The 18315-nt window shown below is 34.5% G+C and carries 25 protein-coding genes; 5 read left to right on the forward strand and 20 right to left on the reverse strand.

All coding sequences use genetic code 11. The annotated features are described in order from the left end of the window. Positions 1–10 precede the first annotated feature (10 nt). From PBT89_RS03195 to PBT89_RS03205, 3 genes are all read right to left on the reverse strand, one after another. Complete coding sequence (locus PBT89_RS03195) at positions 11–1126, reverse strand: PAS domain-containing protein (protein WP_270063363.1); 1116 nt, start codon at positions 1124–1126, stop codon at positions 11–13. A gap of 110 nt (positions 1127–1236) precedes the next feature. Beyond that, the gene (locus PBT89_RS03200) at positions 1237–1563 is read right to left on the reverse strand and encodes a hypothetical protein (RefSeq protein ID WP_270063364.1); all 327 of its coding nucleotides are present in this window, start codon (positions 1561–1563) and stop codon (positions 1237–1239) included. Positions 1564–1671: 108 nt separating this feature from the next. Then, complete coding sequence (locus PBT89_RS03205) at positions 1672–2340, reverse strand: M15 family metallopeptidase (protein ID WP_270063365.1); 669 nt, start codon at positions 2338–2340, stop codon at positions 1672–1674. Between the two features lie 77 nt (positions 2341–2417). Between PBT89_RS03205 and PBT89_RS03210 the strand changes: the two genes are divergently transcribed. From PBT89_RS03210 to PBT89_RS03220, 3 genes are all read left to right on the forward strand, one after another. Then, positions 2418–3206 carry an XRE family transcriptional regulator gene (locus tag PBT89_RS03210; RefSeq protein WP_270061475.1) on the forward strand — a complete coding sequence of 263 codons (789 nt, stop codon included), beginning with the start codon at positions 2418–2420 and terminating at the stop codon, positions 3204–3206. A 50-nt stretch (positions 3207–3256) separates the two neighbouring features. Next, positions 3257–3799: a Crp/Fnr family transcriptional regulator gene (locus PBT89_RS03215; RefSeq protein WP_270063366.1), complete on the forward strand. Its 543-nt coding sequence runs from the start codon at positions 3257–3259 to the stop codon at positions 3797–3799. A 145-nt stretch (positions 3800–3944) separates the two neighbouring features. Further along, entirely contained in the window at positions 3945–4625 is a 681-nt protein-coding gene (locus tag PBT89_RS03220) for a type 1 glutamine amidotransferase domain-containing protein (RefSeq protein ID WP_270063367.1), read from the forward strand. Between the two features lie 89 nt (positions 4626–4714). Here the strand turns inward: PBT89_RS03220 and PBT89_RS03225 are convergent, their stop codons facing one another. The 4 genes from PBT89_RS03225 to PBT89_RS03240 form a co-directional block, all read right to left on the reverse strand. Further along, positions 4715–4867: a hypothetical protein gene (locus PBT89_RS03225; RefSeq protein WP_270063368.1), complete on the reverse strand. Its 153-nt coding sequence runs from the start codon at positions 4865–4867 to the stop codon at positions 4715–4717. A 19-nt stretch (positions 4868–4886) separates the two neighbouring features. After that, positions 4887–5240, reverse strand: coding sequence for a hypothetical protein (locus PBT89_RS03230; protein WP_270063369.1), 354 nt, complete (start codon positions 5238–5240; stop codon positions 4887–4889). A gap of 126 nt (positions 5241–5366) precedes the next feature. Then, entirely contained in the window at positions 5367–5579 is a 213-nt protein-coding gene (locus PBT89_RS03235; protein WP_270063370.1) for a hypothetical protein, read from the reverse strand. Positions 5580–5676: 97 nt separating this feature from the next. Continuing rightward, on the reverse strand, positions 5677–6936 hold the full coding sequence (locus PBT89_RS03240) for a 3-deoxy-D-manno-octulosonic acid transferase (RefSeq protein ID WP_333474145.1): 1260 nt from the start codon (positions 6934–6936) through the stop codon (positions 5677–5679). Positions 6937–7010: 74 nt separating this feature from the next. Here PBT89_RS03240 and PBT89_RS03245 point away from each other — a divergent pair, with 74 nt between their 5' ends. After that, entirely contained in the window at positions 7011–8144 is a 1134-nt protein-coding gene (locus PBT89_RS03245) for a DegT/DnrJ/EryC1/StrS family aminotransferase (protein ID WP_270063371.1), read from the forward strand. A gap of 113 nt (positions 8145–8257) precedes the next feature. Here PBT89_RS03245 and fabD read toward each other — a convergent pair whose 3' ends face one another. From fabD to PBT89_RS03270, 5 genes are all read right to left on the reverse strand, one after another. After that, entirely contained in the window at positions 8258–9139 is an 882-nt protein-coding gene (fabD, locus tag PBT89_RS03250) for an ACP S-malonyltransferase (RefSeq protein WP_270063372.1), read from the reverse strand. Positions 9140–9338: 199 nt separating this feature from the next. Next, positions 9339–9839 carry a pyridoxamine 5'-phosphate oxidase family protein gene (locus PBT89_RS03255; protein ID WP_270063373.1) on the reverse strand — a complete coding sequence of 167 codons (501 nt, stop codon included), beginning with the start codon at positions 9837–9839 and terminating at the stop codon, positions 9339–9341. 93 nt (positions 9840–9932) lie between these two features. Beyond that, complete coding sequence (locus PBT89_RS03260; RefSeq protein WP_270063374.1) at positions 9933–10796, reverse strand: fructosamine kinase family protein; 864 nt, start codon at positions 10794–10796, stop codon at positions 9933–9935. Then, a complete protein-coding gene (locus tag PBT89_RS03265) occupies positions 10783–11274 on the reverse strand; it encodes a dihydrofolate reductase (RefSeq protein WP_270063375.1) in 492 nt (163 codons plus the stop codon). Before PBT89_RS03265 ends, PBT89_RS03260 begins: the two co-directional genes overlap by 14 nt. Positions 11275–11277: 3 nt before the next feature. Next, entirely contained in the window at positions 11278–11721 is a 444-nt protein-coding gene (locus tag PBT89_RS03270) for a 2TM domain-containing protein (RefSeq protein WP_270063376.1), read from the reverse strand. Positions 11722–11814: 93 nt separating this feature from the next. Between PBT89_RS03270 and PBT89_RS03275 the strand changes: the two genes are divergently transcribed. Next, positions 11815–12900 (forward strand): aminotransferase class V-fold PLP-dependent enzyme, encoded by a 1086-nt coding sequence (locus tag PBT89_RS03275; protein WP_270063377.1) that lies wholly within the window; start codon positions 11815–11817, stop codon positions 12898–12900. Between the two features lie 46 nt (positions 12901–12946). Here the strand turns inward: PBT89_RS03275 and PBT89_RS03280 are convergent, their stop codons facing one another. The 8 genes from PBT89_RS03280 to PBT89_RS03315 form a co-directional block, all read right to left on the reverse strand. Next, complete coding sequence (locus PBT89_RS03280; RefSeq protein WP_270059128.1) at positions 12947–13228, reverse strand: DUF427 domain-containing protein; 282 nt, start codon at positions 13226–13228, stop codon at positions 12947–12949. A 24-nt stretch (positions 13229–13252) separates the two neighbouring features. Then, positions 13253–13660, reverse strand: a complete 408-nt coding sequence (locus tag PBT89_RS03285) for a hypothetical protein (protein ID WP_270063378.1) — start codon at positions 13658–13660, stop codon at positions 13253–13255. A 4-nt stretch (positions 13661–13664) separates the two neighbouring features. After that, positions 13665–14276, reverse strand: coding sequence for a hypothetical protein (locus tag PBT89_RS03290; protein WP_270063379.1), 612 nt, complete (start codon positions 14274–14276; stop codon positions 13665–13667). A 25-nt stretch (positions 14277–14301) separates the two neighbouring features. Continuing rightward, positions 14302–15279, reverse strand: a complete 978-nt coding sequence (locus tag PBT89_RS03295; RefSeq protein WP_270063380.1) for an L-histidine N(alpha)-methyltransferase — start codon at positions 15277–15279, stop codon at positions 14302–14304. A 15-nt stretch (positions 15280–15294) separates the two neighbouring features. Continuing rightward, positions 15295–16458 (reverse strand): ergothioneine biosynthesis protein EgtB, encoded by a 1164-nt coding sequence (gene egtB, locus PBT89_RS03300; protein WP_270063381.1) that lies wholly within the window; start codon positions 16456–16458, stop codon positions 15295–15297. A gap of 136 nt (positions 16459–16594) precedes the next feature. Beyond that, positions 16595–17005 (reverse strand): energy transducer TonB, encoded by a 411-nt coding sequence (locus PBT89_RS03305; protein ID WP_270063382.1) that lies wholly within the window; start codon positions 17003–17005, stop codon positions 16595–16597. Between the two features lie 35 nt (positions 17006–17040). After that, positions 17041–17418 carry a TonB family protein gene (locus PBT89_RS03310; RefSeq protein WP_270063383.1) on the reverse strand — a complete coding sequence of 126 codons (378 nt, stop codon included), beginning with the start codon at positions 17416–17418 and terminating at the stop codon, positions 17041–17043. Positions 17419–17447: 29 nt separating this feature from the next. Next, positions 17448–18272 carry a thymidylate synthase gene (locus PBT89_RS03315; protein WP_270059121.1) on the reverse strand — a complete coding sequence of 275 codons (825 nt, stop codon included), beginning with the start codon at positions 18270–18272 and terminating at the stop codon, positions 17448–17450. Positions 18273–18315: the final 43 nt, after the last annotated feature.

The following is an 18315-nucleotide window of genomic DNA, read 5'->3' on the forward strand; positions in this document are numbered from 1 at the left end:
GCATTTTTTTTTAATATAGTTTGCTGAAGCTTTTCTTTATTTTTTGATAATTTTCGTTTAGACCTTTTATCTCTACATCAATCTCTTCGGAAACAACTTTTATATATTTAATAATTTCTTTATTATTTAGCATGTCTTCCTCAGTGGATGATACTTCCAGTAAATGAATCAACCCAAGCATATTGGCGATAGGTCTTCTCATTATATGTGAGATGTCAAAAATAATTTGTTCAAGTAAATCTATATAATTCTTTTTATCGGTTATGTCCCTAAAACTTCCGTACCAAACTGTTCGTTTTCCTGCCTGGTTGTCTGGAAATGCACGAGATTGATGCCATGCATAGTCGCCATTAGGCTTGCTAACTCGGTAGGTAACATCTAATTCTTTTTTATTTTTTATAGCTTCAACAAAAGTGTTCTCTACTTTTAGTCGATCGTCTGGATGTACAAATGGTAAGGCCTTAAATGGATTTTTTTTAAATTCTTCTGGGCTTAGCTGGGGTAAGAGCTTTTTTAAAGTCGCATTTATATAAGTAAACTGAACGTTTTTATCTTCATTTACTTCTAACTGAAATAAAGCATCTAGAGAGTGATTACTTAATTTATTGAATTTATTTATGCTTTTTCTCAATAAATCGGTTTGATTTATATGCTCTTTTTTATGTTCTAAATAATCTATCGTTTGATTACTTAAAATTTGAAGCGCCTCAATTTGAGTTGAAGTTAATTTACGTTTTTTATTATCGATCACGCATAATGTGCCTAAAGCAACCCCGCTACCGGTAATAAGAGGTGCGCCGGCATAAAATCTTATATGAGGTTTTCCTACTACTAATGGATTATCTTTAAAACGAATATCCTCAAGAGGATTTTCTACAATTAAAACTTCCTGCGGGTTATTAATGGCATATCTGCAAAATGAGTTTTCTATAGGAGTTTCCTTAATATCGAGTCCAATTTTAGATTTAAAGAACTGCTTTTCTTTACCAACAAGGCTAATTAATGAAATAGGGGTATCGCAAATAGCGGAAGCCATTTGAGTTAATTCGTCAAGAATTTTTTCTGAAGTTTTATCCTGAAATTTAAAACTACTTAACAGCTCATGCCTAACATTTTCATTTTCCATTTCTTTGGTAACAAGTATCCACTGAAAAATAGGAAAAATATGTATTACTTAAATAATTAAGATGTTATTTAAATTAAATCTAAAAAAATATGGTCTTATTTGTGAATTAGTTATACAGCTTTGTTTAGTTTTATATCATCTTCGGGAAATCTAAAAAGATGTTCATGATCTGCTTCTTCAGCTTTAAGAAGTACGGTTTCCAGTGTTGAGTTAGGAGTTCTTTGATATACGATCTTTATTTTGAAATTTAAAGTTCTTTCCTCTGTGTAAAATTCTCCTGTATTCTTATCAAATCCACCATCTGTAGTGCAGCAAATACTTTTTATTTGATAATTCTGTACTTTTTTGAGAATCTGAAGATCTAGATTATTAAAATCATATTTCTCTTTCAATTGTTTCAATCTCTTTCGAAGTCCAAGTGATTTAACTTTCTGCATTATTGGTAGGTTTTTCTCAAAAATACTTTAATTAAAGTTTAAATATTTACAAAAAATATCGAATTTAAAGTTAAATTAAGGTTGTTTAATTGAATATTTTGTTAAATTTTATTTGATTGTAAAATTAAAATATGTTTCTGGAAAAGGCTCATTTCTAAGGGTATAGTGCCACCACTCTTCGCTATAATGTCGAAATCCATATTTAGACATTATAGATTTGAGATATTCTCGATTTTGACGTTGATTTTTATTGAGATCCTCAAAATTGTGATGAGAGCGCTCCCCGAAAAAGTCAAATTTGCCGCCCATATCTATTTCTTCAAGTGTGTTTGCATCTATAATAGTTAAATCTACTGTACTACCCCTAGAATGACCAGATTTTGTAGCGATATATCCCAAACTAAATAAATTCATTTTTCGTTTATTAGGGTAAAATTCAGATTTAGTTAAAGTATCCTCTGCTTTTTTAGACCAAGCTATAAAACTATCAACTGCACGTTGCGGGCGATATGCATCAAATATTTTTAAACAATATCCGTCATTTTCAAGTTCCTGCTGTACTTTTTCTAAAGCTTTGGCAGCTGGAGTGCTTAAAATTATTTTATTGCTCTCGTAGCCGGGTACTGGTCTTCCGGTAAAATTATGGTTCTCTAAGTATCTAAGTTCACTTTCAATGTCTGGAATAACTTCAGATAAGTAAACAAATCCTTCTGGTAAGTTTTGAGAAAAGCTAAAGTTAAAAATCAAGCAAATTAAAATAAACATTGTTTTCTTCATCAAAATATTTGTTTTAAAAATTGGAATTAATCCAGAGAATCATCATATTGCATGGAATAATTCCTAATACTGAACTTATGGCCGTACCATCCATCGAAATTAAGCATTTTAAAGAAGTAAGAGAAGAAAACAATTTTACCCAGGCAGAATTTGCTGAAGTTTTAGGAATTAAAAACTCTACAGCAGATATCGAACGGGGCAGAACTAAACTATCTGGGAGGGTTGTGGCAGAGCTTTTAAGACAGTTTGGTATAAATCCCCTTTGGCTTTTTGGAGATAGCGGCCAAAAGTATTTAAAAATTTCAAAAGGAGATGTTAGTCCAAAGGTTGTGACAGTAGATCGGGTTGGAGATAATGAGAATATTGTTATGGTTAATCAAAAGGCGGCTGCAGGTTATCCTCATAACGTGCAGGATGTAGAATGGTACACGCAATTACCGGCTTTCGATATTCCCTTACCAGAATTTAGAAACGCTAGTTACCGCGGTTTTCAGGTAGAAGGTGATAGTATGTTACCTAATTATAGACCAGGGGAGTGGGTAATGGCCAAAGGTGTTGGCGGGATGGACGAGGTTAATAATAATCGGGTTTACGTGGTAGTGATGTACGATTCCGTTTTAATCAAGAAAATTCAGCGGCTTCCAGATCCTTCTAAACTCTTATTGATTTCTTTAAATGAAGAATATTTGCCTATAGAAGTGAAATTAGGTGATATTCAGGAGTTATGGCAGGTAAATAGTAAACTTACTTTTAACCTTGATAATCCTTCAGAAAATGGATTATTTCAGCAACTGCAACAATCGATGGAAGAACTAAAAAGAGAGCTTCAACAATTTAAATCGTATAGAAACGAAGCTGCTTCGTAATAATAGATTAAATTATCGAAAATTATATCCTATCCCAGATATTTAAGCAGGTGTCTTTTTCAAATGAAGATCTTGACATTCTACAAGAACATGTACATCGGGTAGAGTTGCAAAAAGGTGAACTGCTATTAACAGCAGAGGAAACTGTGAACTACCAATATTACGTACAGTCTGGATGCTTAAGAACGTATTTTATAGATCAGTCTGGGAAAGAATATACGCTGCAGTTTGCCATTCACGACTGGTGGATAAGTGATTATACTGCTTTTTTTAGTGCTTCTAAATCATTGATGCATATCGAATGTTTACAAGATGCTGAATTATATCGAATCTCGAAGTCTAGTATGGAACAGTTATTTTTAGAAGTCCCGAGACTAGAATCTTTTTTCCGAAGAAAAATGGAAAGAGCTTTTGCAAGTTTTCAAAAACGAATTTTAGCCGGGTTATCACTGCCAGCAAAAGAACGTTATCTCGCTTTTATTAAAGCGTATCCAAATATCGAGCAAAGCGTTAAAAACTATCATATCGCTTCTTATCTGGGAATTACTACAGAAAGTTTAAGCCGAATCCGTAAGGAAGTGAGCACATTCTGATTTCTTACCATAGATCAATTTTTGCGATTAGTATTCAGGGTAATTTTGCGATGTAATAAAATTACAACTGAAATTATAAATCATTTTCTGTTAGTGCTGGCTTAATGAAGTTTGCATTATTAAGAAATATAAAATTGAAAATGTTATGAAAAAAGTAGTGTTTGTTTTAACCAGTCATGAAGATTTAGGAGATACTGGAGAAAAAACTGGTTTTTGGATTGAAGAATTTGCTTCACCATATTATATCTTAAAAGATCAAGGCTTTGAAATTACTTTAGCCTCACCAAAAGGAGGACAACCACCAATCGATCCTAAAAGTTATGAACCAGACTTTCAGACCGCTTCCACAAAACGTTTTGATGAGGATAAAGAAGCGCAGCATCAGCTAGCGAATACCTTAAAATTAGAGGATGTAAGAGAAGAGGATTATGATGCAGTATTCTATCCAGGAGGTCATGGACCATTATGGGATCTGGCAGAAGATAAATATTCTATTGCCCTAATAGAAAGCTTTTACAATAACGCTAAGCCTGTTGCAGCCGTATGTCATGCACCTGGAGTACTTAAGCATGTGAAAAATACTGAAGGTGAAGCATTAGTAAAAGGTAAAAAGGTAACTGGTTTTACCAATGGCGAGGAAGAAGGTGTGCAGCTTACTAATGTTGTTCCTTTCTTGGTAGAAGATATGCTTAAAGAAAAAGGAGGAATTTATTCTAAAAAAGAAGATTGGCAAGCCTATGCTGTGGAAGATGGACTTTTAATTACAGGACAAAATCCCGCTTCTTCTGAATTGGTAGCGGAATATCTATTGAAAAAACTTAGCTAGTATTTTTAAAATAGAATTAATAAAAAAGGCGGTCTAAAATAATTTTTAGACCGCCTTTTTTAATTTTTGATGGTTAGTTTTGCTCAGTGTTAATCAACCGCATCCTCTACTGCATCGCCAACGTCATCAGCCGCATCTTCAACACTATCGGCTGCTTTTTCTACACCCGATTTATCTTCTCGGCATGATGTCAAAATTAGCGTGGTAACCAATGCCGTTAAAATAATTAAACCTCTTTTCATAATTTTGTTTTTGTCTTTGTTAATAATCGTCAGATCCATCAATTTCATCGGCAGCATCATTTACAGCATTTTCTGTCTCGTTTGCTGCTTCATCGATAGCATTTCCGGTTTCATTAGCCGCATTTTCAATGGCATCCCCAGTTTCATTAGCCGCATTCTCTATGGCATCTCCTGTGTCATCTGCAGCTTGCTCTAAATCTTCTTTAACACCGTTATCATCATCATTCATGTCGTCATAGTCATCTGACTTATCTTCTATCATACCGTCATCTACTTCAGTATCATCCGTATCTTCATTCGCAGTCTCTCTACAAGAATTCATCGTAAGAGAAATAGTAAGGAATGAAGCTAAAATTAAAAAGTAACGCTTCATAAAAATTAGTTTTTTTGGTTAGGATAAATGTAAGGTGTAGAAAGACAGACGGATAAAAAATTATTCTAAAATTTTATTAAGAATTTTCTAAATCTTTCCTTTTATCTGAAAATTTCTTAATACACTTTAATTATCATCGCCAATCTTATCAATTTCTTCATCTATTTCTTTGTTAACTTTTTTATCTACTTTTTTTGCTGTACGCTCTAGAATTCCTTCATTCTCTTGCTTCTCAACTTGTTTTTCCTTTACGACAGTTTTTTGAGGTTCTTCACGGCAAGACCAAAATGAACCCAATGTTATAGCTAAAAATCCGCCTACTACAATTAATCGTTTCATATCTAAATATTCTTTTATAGATCGAAATTACGATTAATACTATCCAGAGGATATATTTTTAATCAATTTTAGTAACAAATGTTAAAAACGACTAAATTCAGGAGTTATGTTTTTTTAAATAGGAAATAACAGCAGAAGTAGCCCCGGTATTGCTATTTATAAAGTGCCCACTTATCATTCCTGTTTTTTCTCGGAATGTTTTATCTTCAACAAGTTTAGTTGTAACATTTTTAAATTCTTCTGCGGAAGCAACGGAAAATAATCCGGCTAGTTTCTGAAGTTGACTGGCTTCTGGGAATTTTTCGAAGTTTTTACCGATAATTATCGGGATACCAAATGTTGCTGGTTCTAAAATATTATGCAAACCGCTAGTACCGGCAGCACCACCAACATAAGCAATATCTGCGTAGCTGTAAACTTTGGTAAGTAATCCAATGGTGTCCATAATAAGCACTTGAAATTGGTTAATTTCAGTATCCTTTTTTTCTGAAAATAATACTGTTTTCTTTACAATTTGAGCTTTTAGTCGCTCAATTTTTTCTGGCTTAATCTCATGGGGGGCAATAATGATTTTTACATTTTCAGGCGCCGTATTTATATAATCTAACAAAATCGCATCATCTTCTGGCCAGGTGCTTCCGGCAACGATACAGGTTTTATTTTCTTTAAATTGGGCTACAAAATCAAGTTGATTATTATATTCTAGCTGCCTCGCCACACGATCAAAACGAGTATCCCCGCTAACCGTAGTGTTTTCAATATTAATGGTTTTTAAAAGCTTTTTTGAAGATTCATTCTGAAGAAATATGTGTTCAAATACCTTTAGGGATTCTTTAAAGAGACTTCCGTAGGACTTAAAATAGATCTGTTCTTTTCTAAATGCTCCAGAAATTAAAAATGTGCGAATTTCATTTTCTTTTAATTCCTTTAGAAAGTTTGGCCAAATATCGTATTTAATAAAAAAAGCAAGCTTTGGTTTTACCATCGATACAAAGCGTTTTGCATTCTTAGGAGTGTCGATGGGCAAATAAACAATGGCATCGGCTAATGGATGTTCTTTTTTGTTTTCGTAACCAGATGGAGAATAAAAACTTACCAGAATTCTATAATCTGGATAGTTGTTCTTCATTGCTTCCATAATTGGGACAGCCTGCTCAAATTCGCCTAATGATGCTGCATGAAACCAAGCCCAATCTTTAGAGAAATCTAATTTCTCCAGTTCGCTAAAAACCTGTTTTCTTCCGGCCACAAACAATTTAAGTTTTGGATTGAATTTTGCAAGAATAGGTAATGCTGGTTTAGTTAAATAAGTAAGTAAATTATAAAGACCTCTCAAAACACCGAATTTAGAATACAAAAGTAGGGGTTTCAATAAAAATGTATGGCAATAGCTGCTATATTTCGTAATTTTGAATTCACAAGAAAAAACAAATGAGAAAGATACAGATGGTTGACCTTAAAGGTCAATACGAAGGAATAAAAAATCAAATTAACTCTTCTTTTGATGAGGTTATTTCCTCAACTGCGTTTATAAACGGGCCTGAAGTTCAGAATTTTCAGAAGGAACTGGAAGAATATCTTGGGGCAAAACACGTAATTCCTTGCGGTAATGGGACTGATGCCTTGCAGATCGCAATGATGGGCTTAGGTTTAAAACCGGGAGACGAGGTGATAACCGCCGATTTTACTTTTGCTGCAACGGTAGAAGTTATCGCTCTTTTAGGTTTAACTCCGGTTCTTGTAGATGTAGAGCCAGATACCTTTAACATCGATCCTGAAAAAATAAAAGAAGCAATTACACCAAAAACTAAAGCGATTGTGCCTGTACATTTGTTTGGGCAAACTGCAAATTTAGATGCGATTATGGATATTGCTGCGGCACATAATCTTTTTGTAATTGAAGATAACGCACAGGCGATTGGTGCGAGTTATCACGATAAAACTGGGAATTCTTATAAAACCGGAACAATCGGTCATATTGGAGCTACTTCGTTTTTTCCTTCTAAAAATTTAGGTTGTTATGGCGATGGAGGAGCTATTTTTACAAATGATGATGAATTAGCGCATACCATTCGTGGTGTGGTGAATCATGGTATGTACGAGCGTTATCACCATGATGTTGTTGGGGTAAACTCAAGATTAGATAGTTTGCAAGCTGCTGTTTTAAGAGCAAAATTGCCGAAACTTGATGCTTATAATGCTGCCAGAAGAAAAGCAGCAGATCTTTATGATGCCGCTTTAAAAGGACAGGAAAATATAATCGTTCCTGTTCGAGTTGCAGAAGATGATACTCATGTTTTTCATCAGTATACTTTAAAAATCACTAATGGAAAACGAGATGCTTTGGTAAAACATTTCCTAGAAAAAGGAATTCCTTGCGGTGTGTATTATCCAATTCCGCTTCATAAGCAAAAAGCTTATGCTGATGAGCGCTATAATGAAGCCGATTTTGAAGTGACCAATCAATTAGTTAAAGAGGTGATTTCCTTGCCAATGCATACCGAGTTGGATGAAGAGCAAATTAAATATATCACTAAAGAATTGATCGAATTTGTGAATGCTTAGAAAGCATATTCTATTTTTATATTTAATTAGCACCACAATATTCTAAATAAAAAAAGCCCAAATTCATTGAATATGGGCTTTTTTTATACTTAGGTTATTCCTCATTTTAATAACTATATCGTCGCAGAAGAAGTTTCCATTTTGCGATCTACTTTTTTAACCAATCCCTGTAGCACTTTTCCTGGACCAACTTCAGTAAAACTTTTAGCGCCATCCTTCATCATGTTTTGTACAGATTGTGTCCATTTAACCGGTGCAGTTAATTGAAATACTAAATTCTTCTGGATTTCAACTGGATCTGTAACGGCAGTAGTACTTACATTTTGATAAATTGGGCAAGATGGATTTTTGAAATTTGTAGCTTCTATAGCTGCTGCCAGTTCTTTTCTTGCTGGTTCCATAAGTGGTGAATGGAAAGCTCCTCCAACCGGAAGAAGCAGTGCACGTTTAGCACCACGTGCTTTCAATTCTTCACAAGCTTTTTCAACAGCTGTAATTTCACCAGAAATTACTAATTGTCCTGGGCAGTTATAATTTGCAGCAACAACGGTACCATCAACTTCAGCACAAACAGCTTCTACAAGCTCATCTTCTAGACCTAAAACTGCGGCCATTGTAGATGGAGTGATTTCGCATGCTTTTTGCATTGCCGTTGCGCGTTGTGAAACTAATTTTAAAGCGTCTTCAAATTCTAAGGTGTTGTTAGCCACAAGTGCAGAAAACTCTCCAAGGGAATGCCCTGCAACCATATCTGGTTTAAAATCTGCTCCTAAAACTTTACTCAAAATAGCACTATGCAAAAATACTGCGGGTTGAGTAACTTTAGTTTGTTTTAAATCTTCAGCAGATCCACTAAACATGATATCCGTGATAGAGAAGCCCAGGATCTCATTTGCTCTTTCAAATAATTCTTTGGCTTCAGCAGATTTTTCATAAAGATCTGCTCCCATTCCTGAGAACTGTGCTCCCTGTCCGGGAAAAACGTATGCTTTCATTTTCTAAATTTTGTCCTTTCAAAAAGGCTTTAATAGCTTTCTCGATCCTGTTATTGCAGTTTCGAAACTCGAAATTATAAATAATATTATCATTTCTTCCGAAGAAAAAATAAGGAATCTATGGCAAAAATAGCAAGAATAAAAAAGACCTCACAACAAAAAATAGTTGCGAGGCCTTCTTCGACAAATACATCTTTAATTACAAATCTAATTTTCCTTTTTCTCCAATATCTTTTTGATCGCCTGTAACCGCAGCTACACCCATTTTAAATAGTGAAACATATTTATTGGATTTGGTATCCCAAAAATAAGCTTCTTTTGGATCGATCTTAAGTGCGCTTAAATTTGGATCGTCCTCTCCTTTAAACCAAGTATCATCTACTTTGCTGTAAAGATCTTCCAGAATATCTTTTTCAGTTACTATAGAAGCCTGTCCATAGATACTTATAAATTCATAATCCTTTGGATCACTATATAAAAGTTGTACGTCACTATCTTTAGCAATATTCCCGTTGTGATCACTATTCATACCGCTTAGAAACCAAATATTTCCCTCAGTATCCACTCTTTTAGTGGTCATTGGGATCGCATCTACCGGTTTAGAACCAATATTTGTAATCATCATGGCAGTTTTAATATCTTCTACCATAGATTTCATTTTCTTTCTTGCCTCACTATATTCTAAATTCTCTGTGCTCATAGTTTTAATTTTTAATGAAGATACGATTACAAAAATCGCTAAGGCGCTAAGAAACTGCTAAAAACCGCCAGTTTGCTGTTAAGAATTGTGAAATTAGGTATAGCGTTCTATAATGTTTTTGCATGAACCTAAGTAGCCGGTACCAAATAAGTTAAGATGAACAAGTAAATAGTAAAGTTGCCAAATAGAAATACGATTTTCAAAGCCTTTTTCTAAAGGAAATTCTTCAGAATAAGTATTGAATAATTCAGCATCAAATCCACCGAAAAGCTTCATCATCGATAGATCCATTTCTCTTGGCGCATAAGCAACAGCGGGATCTATAAGACATGGATTACCATCTGTGTTAACCAGATAGTTACCGTTCCAAAGATCGCCATGAATTAAAGCTGGTTTTTCCTGCGGAATAATATTGTATAATTCTGAACAAAATTTGTTGGTATCACCTAGACTATATCCTTGCTCTTTAGCTAGTTTGAATTGGGGATTTAAGCGTTCCTCAATATAAAAATCGACGATATTTTCATGCTCTTTATTTTGCTGAGGTAAGCTACCAATATAATTGTCTTCAGAAAAACCGAATTTTGGTTGTGTATTTCTATGAAGATCGGCTATTTGCTTTCCAAAAACCGACCAGAAATTTGAAGATTTAGAGCCCGTTTTTCGGTATTCCATTAAAAGGCAGGAGTGTTCATTTTCAGTATAAATACCAATCATTTTTGGGACGTCAATGGCTTGGGCAGCTTTTAAAGCTTTCATTCCAGCCATTTCGGCTTCGAACATTCCCGGGAATTTAGTGTTGCTGTTAATTTTAACTACTTTCTCTTCTTCCGTAGTATTTAGGAAAAAAACATCATTAATATCTCCACCAGATAGCGAGCTGATATTAATGATTTTGAAGTTGTTTCTTTCCTCGATTATATTTAAAAGTGGTCGGTAAGTTTCATTTACGCTCATAAGTTAGGTAACTAAATGAGTATTTGTGTTTCTCGTCTTTTTCATGAAAAACCTCCTCAATTAATTTCCATTCATTTTTATCAATTTCAGGAAAAAAAGTATCGGCATCATCAAAGCTTTCATGAACACGGGTAAGTTCAATTTTATCAGTTCTATCCAATCCCATTTTATAAATCTCCCCACCTCCAATAATAAAAGGATTAGGATCCAGATCCTGAGCAATTTTTAAAGCCAGTGATAAACTTTTTACGACATAGACACCTTTACCGGGATCGTAATTTTCATTTCTGGTAATTACAAAATGTGTTCTATTTGGGAGCATACCATCAAAACTTTCAAATGTTTTACGCCCCATTATTATTGGGTGGTGACTGGTAAGCTCTTTAAAACGTTTAAAATCGTCTGGCAGACGCCACAAGAGATCATTTTCTTTTCCTAGAGCATTATTTTCGGCTGCTGCCGCGATCATGGTAATCATATACTAGTGGTTGTTTGGTTGGTTTGGATTATCTGGAGAAATGGGTTTAAACTTTTCTTCAGTGCTATTTTCTCCAATATTTTGTTTGTAGTTTTTTTCAGGCAGGGGATAATCCTGTTCTACCTGTCGCCCAAGCTTAGCAATTTTTTCTTTTTGCTTAGCAACCAGTTTTTCTATTTGTTTGGCCTGCCATTCTTTACCCATAAATGTGTTCACTAAAAACACATTAAAAAAATGAATTAAGAAAATAAATCCCCAAATAAGCACAATCCAAACAAACCAATTATAGCCCAATAATAACAGGTCTTCTTTAAAACCTATCACCACATTTAGAATTATAGCCAAAATAGAGACACTAAGAAATACTATAAAATGCTGAAATAATCTTTTTTTCTGAAGAGTTCTTTTTCGGGCGTTTTCGTACAACTCACGCTGTTCGGCGTCCATTTTAGAAGTGTTTTTCTTTTTCGAGAACATAAATAAAGGTACTTTAGTGCTATTAACAAATTTACATTTTTAGAACTGAATTCTTTAAGGCTTATGAGTAATTTAAGAAAAGGCTTTCCTGTTTTAGAGCGATATACTTACTTAAACACCGCAGCTTCAGGCTTGCTAAACGAGAAAGTTTTAGAATTTCGGCAAGAGCATGATCTCGATTTTTTAATTTCTGGAAGTGTTTTAAAAGAAGGACAAAGTAAACTTTTAACGAGCGTTCGTGAAAAAGTTGGCGAGGCTTTTAGTTGTGCCCCAAATAGAGTAGGGCTGGTGCCTAATTTCTCATATGGTTTTAATACGCTTTTAGAAGGTATTGAAAAACCTAAAAAAGTTTTATTGCTAAAAAATGATTACCCATCGATCAATTGGGCGGTAGAATCCAGGGATTTTGACATTTGTTATGCTGAGATTAATGAATTTTTAGAAGAAAATATTGTTGAAGCTTTAAAGAAAGAACAACCCAATTTCTTCGCATTTAGCATTGTGCAATATATCAACGGAATTAAACTAAGCACTGCTTTTCTTACTCAGTTAAAAAAAGACTTTCCTGAAGTTATTTTTATTGCTGACGGGACACAGTATTTGGGAACTGAAGCTTTCGATTTTGATGCTACCGGAATAGATGTTTTAATTTCCAGTACTTATAAATGGTTAAATGCCGGATATGGAAATGGTTTTATGCTTTTCAATCAAGACATCGAGGGTAAAGTTTCGCCAAAGCATTTAGGTTTTGGTTCGTTACAGGGGAAATATAAAGCACACGAAGGCAATTTTTTAGGCAAATTTGAGCCAGGTCATCAAGACACTTTAAACTATGGGAGTTTAGGGGAAGCATTGAAAATGATCAAACAAATCGGAATTTCTACGATAGAAGACCAGGTGAATATTCTTAAGGTTCAGGCTAAAAAAGTATTTACTGAGATGGATTTGTTGGAACATACCGTTGCGAAAAGAGGCGATCATTCATCGATTTTCAATATTAAAGGTGACGATAAATTATTTCAGTATTTGAGATCTAAGGACATTATTGTTTCTCAACGCGGTGAAGGTCTGCGGGTAAGTTTCCACTATTTTAATACTGAAGGAGAATTGGATATTTTAGTAAAGGCTTTAGAAAATTATAAAAGATAGATGCTATCTAAGAAACCAAAATTCTAAGTTTCCAATATACTTTTTGTCACTCCTTAATCTCTACTCCGTTTTTAAAGGCGACGTGATTTTGGATAGGCTTGGCAGCGTAACTTGCTTTTGGATAATACCAGGCGGCATCTTCGTTTTTCTCACCGTCTATTTCTATGCTGAAATAGGAAGCTAACCCTTTCCAAGGGCAACGGGTTTGCTTTTGGCTATTTTTGAAGTATTCTTTTTTAATGCTTTCCATGGGGAAATAATGGTTGCTTTCTACTGTTTTTGTTTCAGTGCTTTCAGCAATAACCGTATTTTTCCAAATGGCTTTCATAAATAATTCTTTTATACTTTTAATTTATCTGGCTGGTTCTAGGTGTATAGGGAGTGTTGCATCTCCGCCAGACTTAAATAAAAAATAACTTCTAAAATTATTTTCGGTCTCTTGCTCGCTATATGTTTTAACTAGCTCCCATCCTAAACTCTCCATATAATTTAACGCATGTACAACCGAATTGAATGTTCTTTTATTTCCATCTTCATCCCTGATATAAGAATTTTTAAATAATGCCTGTTCCTGGCCATAGTCAATCTGGATATCGATATATTTCGATAAAAATTTCCCTGACGGTATAATCAAACAGTATTTTATGGGAATATCCACACTATCTTTATAAGTATTATCCATGGTTTCTTTAGTGGCGCTTTGGGATGTGGCTACCTGCGTAAAGAAAAATAATAGAAGGAAAAGTGTTGAAAATTTCATGTTGTTATTTTAGTTCATTTTCGATAAAAACCTGAGGTTTTTTATTAGGTTGCTGAATTAAAATTCCCATGCGATTATCCTCAAGTTTTGCTAAAACTACTTTAGATTTTCCATTAGAATAAACAAAACCACTCCAAGTGCTTTCAAAAGCATTTTCAGTATGATTGATCGTCATTTTTGATGAAAAATCATAAGTTTTCTGATCAAATGAAACCTTGTTTTCTTCCGTGTTTAGACTAAAATCGGGATACGCTTTTGTAGTTGATCGAAATTGGATAATTTTTGAATTCTTTTTTATATCGTAAATAAAACTTTCTTTCAGTTTAACGATCTTGAGGTACTCATTTTGACTATACGCTATGTCACTTTTTATTCTGGTCTTTTCTGAAAGGTATTTTATTACATTACCGTCTTCGATATCAACAAACGTCAGTTTTGTTTCATTTTCGTTGTTTATAGCAGATTTTTCGACAGATTCTATCTCAGAAAAATTAATTTTTCCCTGCGGAATAAACTCTTGTATAGCTCTATTTTCTGATGTTTCAGAATAATTCTGAACGGGAATGAACGCGAAACTTAAAAGAATTGCCGAAAAAAGGAGTAGTAACTTTTTCATATAAAATGGCTGTTTATTAGCAAATTCAAAAATCTTTCCTTCTAAAGATATAATTTTTATAGCAGTTTTCCGAATCGCTAAATTCTCCAGTAACTGCTAATCCAGCTTCTTCGGCTAGCCATTGTACAATATTGTCATCATATTTTTGTGAAATTTCGGTATGAATCGTTTCCCAGGCATCAAAATGAATATCTAGGTTAAGTTTGTCGATTTTTACCTGTTGTTCTTTTTTACTAACAAGGTAGCTGGCAGCGGTTCCTGTTTCGGGATTGTAGGTTTCCCAGTGTTTAAATTCATCGGTATTAAAGTCGGCCTCCAATTCGTTATTCATTCGCACCAAAAGATTTTTATTAAAAGCTTCGGTGATTCCATGGGGGTCGTTGTAAGCATCCAGGATCTTTTGCGGATCTTTTTTCTGGTCAAATCCCATAAATAGCATATCTTCTTCACTCATCGCTTCGCAGATATTCTTTAAAAAATCGATCGCTTTTTCGTGCAAAAGATTTCCAATGTTAGAACCCAAAACCATGATCACTTTTTTTCGTGAATTATAATCGGCCAGTTTCTCTAAGGTTTTAAAGTAAGTTCCTTGTTGTGTTTTAATTTTTACACCGGGAATTTCAGTCTTTAAAGCTCCTTCTAATTCATCTAAAACATGCTGACTAATATCGACCGGTAAATAATTAAAATCATAATTTTTACCGACTAAATGTTTTAGTAAAACCTTTGTTTTTTTACCGTCGCCGGCGCCAAGTTCTATAAGGTCGAAACCTTTTTTGCTGTTGAAAGAATCGGCGATTGCTGCCGTATGTTGCTGAAGAATGCCGAGCTCACAATTGGTTAAATAATACTCTGACATATTCATGATTTGCTGAAAAAGCTTGTCTCCTTTTTCATCATAAATATATTTTGAAAGCAGATATTTAGGAAAGCTGGTTAAGCCTTTGGCAACATCTTCTTCAAAAGCAGTTGCGTATGTTGTGGTCGTTGGTGTGGATTTCATAATGTAAGTTGATCGTTATTTTGCAAGGCGAATTCCGGTGAATTGCCAGCGTAAAGGGGCATGAAAAAAGTTGCGATAGGTTGATCTGGTATGCTTTTCTGAAGTTGCTACAGAGCCACCACGTAAAACTTTTTGATTCACCATAAATTTCCCATTGTATTCGCCTAAAGCGCCGGGAGCTTTACTGTACCCGGGATAAGGGGAATAAGCACTTTCTGTCCATTCCCAGCGTGAACCCCAATCAAATTTTGTGCTCGCAATTTCCCATTCCTGCTCGGTTGGTAGGCGTACGCCTTTCCATTGCGAAAAAGCAAAAGCTTCGTAATAACTAATATGGCTTAATGGAGCGTCAGGATTTAATTTTTGTAAACCTTGCAAGGTGAATTGATGCCATTGGCCATCGATTTTATGCCAGTATGATGGTGCTGAAATTTGATTGGTATTTACCCAATCCCAACCTTCAGCATGCCAAAGTAAAACATCTTTATAACCACCGGCTGCGATAAATTCGATATACTCGTTATTGGTTACCAATTTGCTTGAAATTTGATAATCGTTTAAATATACGGTGTGACGGCCAAGTTCGTTATCATAACAAAAATCGTTGTTATTATGCCCAATCTCATAGTTCCCCTTTTCTACGGAAATCCATTCTTGTGGAAAATCCTGAATCGGGTTTTCTTGAAATTGATCGTTGTATTTAGGGAACAAAGGATTGTTACCTAAAATATATTTTATATCGGTATAGAGTAATTCCTGATGTTGTTTTTCGTGGTGACAACCAATCTCGATAACTTCAAGAACTTCTTTGCTTAGCTCAGCAGATTCGAGAAATTGTTTTAACGTTTTAGAAACATAATTACGATATTTATAGACCCAGGCAACGGTAGGTCTTGAAAGATTTCCGCGATCTGTACGTATCACTTTTTCACCAACGCTTTCGTAATAACTATTAAAAACGTAAGCAGAATGTTCATCGAAAAGCAGGTAATTGCTTTTATAAGGTTTAAGAACAAATTCTTCAAAAAACCATGTAGTATGCCCAAGATGCCATTTGGGTGGTGAGACATCTACTATAGGTTGCACAACGTAATCTTCAATTTCTAAAAAAGAACAAATAAGTTCAGATTGTGCTCGTGTGCTTTTAAAAAGATCTAATAATTCTGGCTGTGTAAGCATAAAAGAGAAATACGGTTAGTGCGTATCTCTCAAATTTACAATTTTTTAGAAGCTAGCGGTTTTCACCAGCGTTAATCCAAAGTTAAAAAAGGAATAGTGATAGAAAGCCGATGTATTGTGTTAATTAGGCTATAATCTATAATTGCAAAGGGATCGTATATTTTATAGAAACAGGCTTTCCTGCCTTTTTACCCGGAGTCATTTTAGGTAATTCAGCCAGCATTTTTTGTACAGCAGATTTAATTTTTGGCTCCTTAGTTTCGATCTTGTCGATCTTAGCATTACCGTTTTCATCAATATGCATTTTTATAGTCGCCTTACCACGAATAAAATCTCCAGAATCTTTCCGCGGATATTTATAAGTGGTCTTTACATGATTTAAGAATTTGCTATTAAAGCAATTGTCCTTATTGTCTTCATTCTCACAACCGGGCCATACTGGTGCGATTTCTTTTACGGTAACAGTATTACCTTCGGTTTTTACATTTTCTTGCGCGTAGCTCATCAAGCTTACTAACAAACAACCAATAAATAGTATTTTTTTCATAAAAACTGAAGGTAATAAGTTATAGTATAATTTTTTTAGAATTTATAAGAGACCGTAAATTCTCTTGCATCCACCTCGCCCTGTAATTTTCCAGGTTTCATTTTAGGCATTTTTTTAATCATTTTTTTCGCTGCTTCGTTAACTAAAGGTTCATTCCCTTCGATATTCAAAACATTTACTTTGCCTTCTTCATCAACTTCAAATTTGATGGTTACTTTTCCTCGAACATATTCTCCGGCATCGTTTTGTGGATATTCATAATTTTCTTTTACGTGCTGACTAAGCTTCTGATTAAAACAAGCCTTTACATCTTCACTGTTTTCACAACCTGGCCAAACCGGAGAGGTTTGTTGAGCTGCAATTGTTCCTACAGTTCCGAATACAAAACTTGCGATAAGCAATAACCTTTTCATGATAATAAAAATTTTAAATTAGAATTAGTTTACACCGCAACTTTACCTTTTATAGGTGGATGCGGATCGTAACCCTCTAATTTAAAATCTTCAAACTTAAAATCAAAAATATCTTTAATTTCTGGATTGATCTTCATTTTTGGTAAATCTCTTGGCGCTCTACTTAATTGCAAATTCACCTGATCCATGTGGTTGCTATAAATGTGTACGTCTCCAAAAGTATGAATAAAATCTCCAGCTTCGTAACCACAAACCTGAGCCATCATCATCGTAAATAACGCATAAGAAGCAATATTAAACGGAACGCCTAAAAATACATCGGCACTACGTTGGTAAAGTTGACAACTCAATTTTCCATCTGCTACATAAAACTGAAAAAATGCGTGGCAGGGTGGAAGCGCAGCTTTGCCATTGGCTACATTTTCTGAAAAGGAAACCGAGGTATCTGGCATTACTGAAGGATTCCATGCAGAAACCAACATTCTACGACTATTAGGATTTGTCTTTAGAGTTTCAATAATTTCTGAAATTTGATCGATTTCCTCACCATTCCAATTTCTCCATTGATGGCCGTAAATTGGTCCTAAATCACCATTTTCATCGGCCCACTCGTTCCAAATACGTACGCCGTTTTCTTTTAGATATTCAATATTTGTGTCGCCCTTTAGAAACCAAAGCAGCTCGTAAATTATCGATTTTAGATGTACTTTTTTTGTGGTTACCATTGGGAAACCTTCGCTAAGATCAAAGCGCATCTGGTAACCAAAAACACTTTTGGTTCCGGTACCCGTACGATCGCCCTTTTCTGCACCGTTATCTAAAATATGTTGTAGTAAGTCTTGATATTGCTTCATAATTCTGCTGCCCTTTTTTCAAAAAATGAACTAACTAATAAGG

This window comes from Zunongwangia sp. HRR-M8 (assembly GCF_027594405.1).
Lineage (GTDB): Bacteria > Bacteroidota > Bacteroidia > Flavobacteriales > Flavobacteriaceae > Zunongwangia.